Origin of the sequence: Pseudarthrobacter sp. (genome assembly GCF_036675385.1) — a bacterium.
Classification (GTDB): domain Bacteria; phylum Actinomycetota; class Actinomycetes; order Actinomycetales; family Micrococcaceae; genus Arthrobacter.
This window is the reverse complement of sequence record NZ_JAKFFD010000152.1, coordinates 1-5,944: the sequence shown is the minus strand read 5'-3', so window position 1 is coordinate 5,944 and position 5,944 is coordinate 1. Positions and strand designations below refer to the sequence as shown.

Here is a 5,944-nt window from a genome sequence, read left to right as displayed (position 1 = left end):
CCTGCTGGACGAACAGGGGCTGACGCTGAAGGATTTACTGCGAACCACCATTTATCTGACTGACTACAAAGACTTCCAAGCCATCAACGACGTCTATTCCAGGCGTTTGCACGAACCGTATCCACTCGGTTGGCGCCGGTGACGACAGCAAGCTTCTTCATCCGATCAGGCTAGCCGCGTCACGAAGCGCTCGCCGTCGTGAGCGCTGCGCTCAATCTCCTCCACGCCGCTACGACGCGGGGACGAGCCTGAAGGCATAGCGTCCGTCTGGGCCGCTGCCGGGATTCATGGTGAAGTCTGCACCGTCGGTGTCCAGCTTCACTTGCGCCGCGAACACCCCGCCGTCGCAGGCGACCCGGACTGGTTCAAGAACGGCGGCGCCTGCCCAGCTCGCCACTGACATCTCGACGTCGGCGGGTCCTTCGCACAGGAAGTGCAGTTCGTAATTGCCGGGCTTGGCCGTCATCCCGTAGCCGGTGGTTGAATTCGAACTGGCGCTGCCCGCCACTTGGCCGGGCAGCGCCGGTTTCAGCTGCTGCGATGACCAGTCACTCATGTCTTTGAACGATGAAGCCCGCGGGTCGCTGTTCGGCGCCAAAGTAACGCCCGTTGACCGGGGCTGCGCCGTTGCGCCTTGGGACGAGGAGCCGGCTGCACCTACAGTCGGGCCACCGTACTCACAGCCCGTCAGCGACACCACCAGTGCGGCCGAAACGAACAGGACCCGTGTGCGCTGAGTCTGCGTCCCCCAAAGAGCTGACATGCCCCGAGTCTAAACCCCCAGCCCGAAGGTCAACCCAGCGGACCGCCGAACGCAATGAAGCCGTAGGCTCTCTATCCGTTCGCGGGTAATGCGGTCTGTTAGGGCAGCGCGCTGGCGTTGATGACATTTCCGCCGTCGGCCGTGACATAGCAGTCCACGCGCCGGTCGCCTGATTCCCAACTGGTGCTGCTGGGGTAGGCCCGCTGGAAGTTCAGCGTGTACTCGTTCGCTGCCGGTCCCAGCTTCGCCGCCTGGCAGGCCTCCAGGGCCTTGGCGGCCAGGGCCTCCCGGCCCGGATAGGAGCCAACGGCGGGGTAGCGGAAGACGGCCACAAGCTGGGCTGAGTGGCCGGTATCGCAGGCCACCACCGTTGACCGCAAAGCCTCGGGGTCAAAATCCTTGAAGCAGTCGCCCAGCCGGTAGTCCGGCGGCTCCACACCCTCACGGGGGAGGGGGAGCGGGGTGGCCAGGGGAGTGGGAGTGGTTTCCACGACCACGGAGCCGCCGTCGCCGGTCGTTTCCGGTGCCACGGAATCCAGCCACGCGGCGAGCCACACCAGGCCTCCCACCACACCGAGCAGAACCACCACGAAGACAGTCTTCAGGAGCGTAGATGCGACCCGCCGCGGCTTCCGTGCCGGGGGCTCCACCGCAGTTGCCGGAACAGCCACGTGAGGCAATCCGGCGGTGGGCGGAGCGGCAGGTTTGGGCGGGACGGGGCGCGGTTCCTGGTTGTCCATCCGGATACCCCTCCTGGGTTTAGCCTCGGGATGCTGGATTCTCCGGGCACCCGGATCGGCAGCTGATGAAGAGACTCTATCCAACAAAAAAGCCGGGAACCGTGCGCGTCGCGGCGGTAAGGGTACCCGACATGGCGTCCGCGCGCACGGGCCGGGGCGCACCGTGCGCGGAAAGCATGTAATCTAGGTGTTACGACAAATTGACCAAACATTCCGGGGCCTCACCGATAGCCAAGGTGACCACCTCCGGTCCGAGTACAAAAGGGGGTCACGCCATGGGGCGCGGCCGTCAAAAGGCAAAAGCTACCAAGCAGGCTCGGGATATTAAGTACTATTCCCCGAACACTGACTATTCGGCCCTTCAGCGAGAGCTCAAAGGTCCTGAAGGTCGTGCCACGAGCCATTTCGCGAATGACCCGGTTGAACCGGACTATTCGGCTTATGTGGATAAGTACGCGGACGATTTGGAAGAAGACGACGACGAGGTACACACCCGTCGGATCGGCTAGTTGTTGCACGCCGGCCCCGCCGCAAGGCGCCCGGCCCCGCGACGCTGCAGTACGTTCGGACACCGTTCGTTAGTACAGCGCTTCTTTTCAGCACCCCGGATCCCAGCGGACCCGCGGTGCTGGCCTCAGTTATCAGGCCCGTTGCCTGCTCCGGAACCCGGTGCCGGCGGCGGGCTTTTTGGTGTTGACTGGAGGCGTTGATGCGTGTGCCGCCCGCGAAAGGACCCCCATGCCAGGAAACTCCTCATCCCCCAGCTACCGCCACGGTGAACCGTGCTGGGCTGACGTCCAGACCCGGGACGTGGAGGCAGCCAAGGCCTTCTACGCGGCGGTGTTCGGGTGGAGCTTCAAGGACCAGCCCACGCCCGATGGCCGCAGCTATGCCCAGGCGTTCGTGGGCGAGGACCTGGTGGCCGTGGTGGCGCCGCAGAACCCGCACCAGGAATCTCTCGGCACGCACGCCCAATGGAACATCTACTTCGCGGCCGAGGACGCCGGTGCGCTGGCAGAGGAAGTTCCCCACGCCGGCGGCGCAGTGCAGTTCGGCCCCGAGGAAGTGGCGGACACCGGCGTGATGGTGTTTGTGGATCCTCCCGGCGGCGGGACCACCGGCGTGTGGCAGCCCGGAACGCACACGGGCTCCGGCCGGTACAACGAGGCCGGTGCGCTGTCCTGGACAGAGCTGCTGACGCCCGAGCCGCGGGCCGCCGTCGGGTTCTTCCAGCAGCTGTTCGGCCACGACGTGACCGAGTATCCCCAGGACGACGGCGGGACGTACAGCACGCTGATGGTGAACGGCGCGGAGGTGGCCGGGATAGTCGCTGCCGAGGCGCCTGCCAGGTGGCAGATCTACTTCGGCGTCACCGACGTGGCCGAGGCCGTGCGGAAGGCCGTGGCTGCGGGGGCGGAAGTGCTGATCGCGCCGGAACCGGACGACGACGATACGCCCGGCGCCACGGCCACCCTCCGGGACCCGCAGGGCGGTGAGTTCAGCCTGCTGGAGGTTTAAACGCGGATGCCCCGCAGCCGCCGGTTGGCGGTTGCGGGGCACCCGAGGACGGACTTTAGGCGTAGGCGTTGACCAGGCGGACGGCGCCGCCGTCAACACCCTTGGCACCCTGGACGTAGTCCGGACCGGTCTTGAGGATGGAGTCCGAGTCCGCGGTGACGGTGCCCATGATCCAGGACGGGACGCCGCGGTCGTTGAGGCGGGCCACGGCGGCGTCGGCGGCTTCGGCGGACACTATGGCCACCATGCCCACGCCGAGGTTCAGCGTGCGCTCGAGGTCGGCCAGCGGGACGTTGCCCAGCTCGGAGACCAGCTTGAAGATGGCCGGAAGCTCCCAGGTGGCACGGTCCACGGTGGCCACGAGGCCCTGCGGCAGCACGCGGGCCAGGTTGGCGGCCAGGCCGCCGCCGGTGACGTGGCTGAAGCCGTGCACGGCTGCACCCCCGGCGGAGCCGCTGACCGGGAAGGCGCGGGCAAGGTCCAGGCAGTCTGCAGCGTAGACGCGGGTAGGTTCCAGCAGTTCCTCACCCAGCGTGCGGCCGAGTTCGGAGACCTGGCGGTCCAGTGCCCAGCCGGCGTGGTTGATGACGCGGCGGACCAGGGAGTAGCCGTTGGAGTGCAGGCCGGAGGAGGCCATGCCGATCACAACGTCGCCGGCGCGGACACGGTCCGGGCCCAGCAGGTCGGAGGCCTCGACAACACCGGTGGCGGCACCGGCAACGTCGTATTCGTGCTCGCCCAGGAGGCCGGGGTGCTCGGCGGTTTCGCCGCCCACCAGGGCGGTGCCGGCGACGGAGCAGGCCGCGGCGATGCCACGGACGATGTCCGCGATGCGTTCCGGGACAACCTTGCCGCAGGCGATGTAATCGGTCATAAAGAGCGGCTCGGCGCCCACTACGACGATGTCGTCAACCACCATGCCCACCAGGTCAAAGCCGATGGTGTCGTGGATGTCCATGGCCTGGGCAATGGCAACCTTGGTGCCCACGCCGTCGGTGGACGTGGCCAGCAGCGGGCGCTTGAAGGTCAGCAGGCGCGAGACGTCGTACAGGCCGGCGAACCCGCCCACTCCGCCGATGACGGAGGAATTGTGGGTGGCCTTCACGGCCCCCTTCATCAGCTCCACGGCGCGGTCGCCGGCTTCAACGTCAACACCGGCGGAGGCGTAGGTGATGCCTGCGGGGCTCAGTGGGCTGTTGCCGGCGGCGGGGGTTGCGGAAGTCATACGGACTCTTTCTTTTCAGCGCCGGGGGTGGTGGCTACGTGGTGGATCGCGGGCACGTGGTCTTCTTCGGTGAGCAGGTTCTCGAACTCGGCGTCCGGTCCCGGATCGCAGCCGGTGGCGCCGGCCTTGTCCGCCGGGTCCTCCTCGGCGTCGATGGCCAGCGCCACCGTTGCGCCGGGGAGGGCAGAGGGCGACGGCGTGAGACCGCCGAGGTCGGTACGCTCCAGCAGGTTCTTGCCCAGTTTGTCCGCGCCCGGGAGCTCGATGGGGTACGTGCCGGTGAAGCAGGCGGTGCAGAGGCGCTCGCGCGGCTGCCTGGTGGCGTTGATCATGCCGTCTTCGGAAATGTACGCCAGGGAATCGGCGCCGATGGCCTGTGAGATTTCCTCGATGGTGGCGCCGTTGGCAATCAGTTCCGCGCGGGAAGCGAAGTCGATGCCATAGAAGCACGGCCATTTGACCGGCGGGGACGAGATCTTGATGTGGACGGACGCGGCGCCGGCCTCGCGGAGCATCCGCACGATAGCGCGCTGGGTGTTGCCGCGGACGATCGAGTCATCCACCACCACGACGCGCTTGCCGCGGATCACAGACTCGAGGGCGTTCAGCTTGAGCCGGATGCCCAGCTGGCGCAGTGTCTGCGAGGGCTGGATGAAAGTGCGGCCCACGTAGGAGTTCTTGACGAAGCCATGCGCAAACGGGATGCCGGATTCCTCGGCGTAGCCCACGGCGGCCGGGGTGCCGGACTCCGGGACCGGGATGACGATGTCCGCGTCCTGGGTGTTTTCGCGGGCCAGCTGGCGGCCCATCTCCACGCGGGACTCGTACACGGAGCGTCCCGCGATGGCGGCGTCCGGACGCGCGAGGTAAACGTATTCGAAAACGCAGCCGGCCGGCGTCGCCTCCGCGAAGCGCTTGGAACGCACGCCGTCCTCGTCGATGGCGATGAATTCGCCCGGCTCGATTTCGCGGATGAAGCTGGCGCCCACGGTGGCCAGGGCGGACTGCTCGGAGGCAACCACCCAGCCGCGCTCCAGCCGGCCCAGGACCAACGGGCGGATGCCGTACGTATCGCGTGCGGCGTAGAGGGTGCCTTCGTCCATAAACACGAAGCAGAAGCCGCCCTTGATCTTCGGCAGCAGCTCCATGGCGGTCTGTTCGAGGGTTTTGCCCTCCTCGCCTTCGAGCAGTGCCGTGACGAGGGCGGTGTCCGAGGTGTTGCCCTGCTTCATTTCGCCGCTGAGCTGGCCGCCGTTGCGTTCCATGATCATGGCGTTGAGCTCGGCCGTGTTGGTCAGGTTGCCGTTGTGCGCCAGGGCAACCGTGCCGGTGCTGGTGGCGCCGAGGGTGGGCTGGGCGTTGGCCCAGTGGCTGGCTCCGGTGGTGGAGTAGCGGCAGTGTCCCACCGCCAGGTGCCCGGTCAGGGTGTTCAGCGTGGTCTCGTCGAAGACCTGGGAAACGAGGCCCATATCCTTGTAGACGTTGATCCGCTTGCCGTCACTGGTAGCTATACCAGCCGACTCCTGACCGCGGTGCTGCAATGCATACAGCCCGTAATAGGTGAGTTTTGCTACTTCTTCACCTGGCGCCCAGACCCCGAAAACGCCACAAGCGTCCTGAGGTCCCTTTTCGCCAGGGAGAAGATCATGAGAAAGTTTTCCATCGCCGCGTGCCACTGGTCGATTATCTCACGAGATG

General features: G+C 66.5%; 7 protein-coding genes. 3 read left to right on the top strand and 4 right to left on the bottom strand.

Annotated features, from left to right (window positions below; genetic code table 11):
* Window position 1 precedes the first annotated feature (1 nt).
* Window positions 2-142 carry a Rid family hydrolase gene (locus tag V6M49_RS19925; protein WP_442959722.1) on the top strand — a complete coding sequence of 47 codons (141 nt, stop codon included), beginning with the start codon at window positions 2-4 and terminating at the stop codon, window positions 140-142.
* A gap of 87 nt (window positions 143-229) precedes the next feature.
* Here the strand turns inward: V6M49_RS19925 and V6M49_RS12275 are convergent, their stop codons facing one another.
* A complete protein-coding gene (locus V6M49_RS12275) occupies window positions 230-556 on the bottom strand; it encodes a hypothetical protein (RefSeq protein ID WP_332761260.1) in 327 nt (108 codons plus the stop codon).
* Window positions 557-861: 305 nt separating this feature from the next.
* On the bottom strand, window positions 862-1,503 hold the full coding sequence (locus V6M49_RS12270) for a septum formation family protein (protein ID WP_141138599.1): 642 nt from the start codon (window positions 1,501-1,503) through the stop codon (window positions 862-864).
* Window positions 1,504-1,778: 275 nt separating this feature from the next.
* Between V6M49_RS12270 and V6M49_RS12265 the strand changes: the two genes are divergently transcribed.
* Together V6M49_RS12265 and V6M49_RS12260 are read left to right on the top strand one after the other, a co-directional pair.
* Window positions 1,779-2,012: a DUF3073 domain-containing protein gene (locus V6M49_RS12265; protein ID WP_056341155.1), complete on the top strand. Its 234-nt coding sequence runs from the start codon at window positions 1,779-1,781 to the stop codon at window positions 2,010-2,012.
* A 229-nt stretch (window positions 2,013-2,241) separates the two neighbouring features.
* Window positions 2,242-3,021 carry a VOC family protein gene (locus V6M49_RS12260; protein WP_332761259.1) on the top strand — a complete coding sequence of 260 codons (780 nt, stop codon included), beginning with the start codon at window positions 2,242-2,244 and terminating at the stop codon, window positions 3,019-3,021.
* A gap of 55 nt (window positions 3,022-3,076) precedes the next feature.
* Here the strand turns inward: V6M49_RS12260 and purM are convergent, their stop codons facing one another.
* Entirely contained in the window at window positions 3,077-4,246 is a 1,170-nt protein-coding gene (gene purM / locus V6M49_RS12255) for a phosphoribosylformylglycinamidine cyclo-ligase (RefSeq protein ID WP_141138597.1), read from the bottom strand.
* On the bottom strand, window positions 4,243-5,922 hold the full coding sequence (gene purF, locus V6M49_RS12250) for an amidophosphoribosyltransferase (protein ID WP_141138596.1): 1,680 nt from the start codon (window positions 5,920-5,922) through the stop codon (window positions 4,243-4,245). Before purF ends, purM begins: the two co-directional genes overlap by 4 nt.
* Window positions 5,923-5,944: the final 22 nt, after the last annotated feature.

What these genes read in the sequence shown, in the direction of transcription:
- V6M49_RS12265 (WP_056341155.1), top strand. Translation starts at nt 1,779, where the DNA reads ATGGGGCGCGGCCGTCAAAAGGCAAAAGCTACCAAGCAGGCTCGGGAT.
- purM (WP_141138597.1), bottom strand. Translation starts at nt 4,246, where the DNA reads ATGACTTCCGCAACCCCCGCCGCCGGCAACAGCCCACTGAGCCCCGCA.
- V6M49_RS12270 (WP_141138599.1), bottom strand. Translation starts at nt 1,503, where the DNA reads ATGGACAACCAGGAACCGCGCCCCGTCCCGCCCAAACCTGCCGCTCCG.
- V6M49_RS12275 (WP_332761260.1), bottom strand. Translation starts at nt 556, where the DNA reads ATGAGTGACTGGTCATCGCAGCAGCTGAAACCGGCGCTGCCCGGCCAA.
- V6M49_RS12260 (WP_332761259.1), top strand. Translation starts at nt 2,242, where the DNA reads ATGCCAGGAAACTCCTCATCCCCCAGCTACCGCCACGGTGAACCGTGC.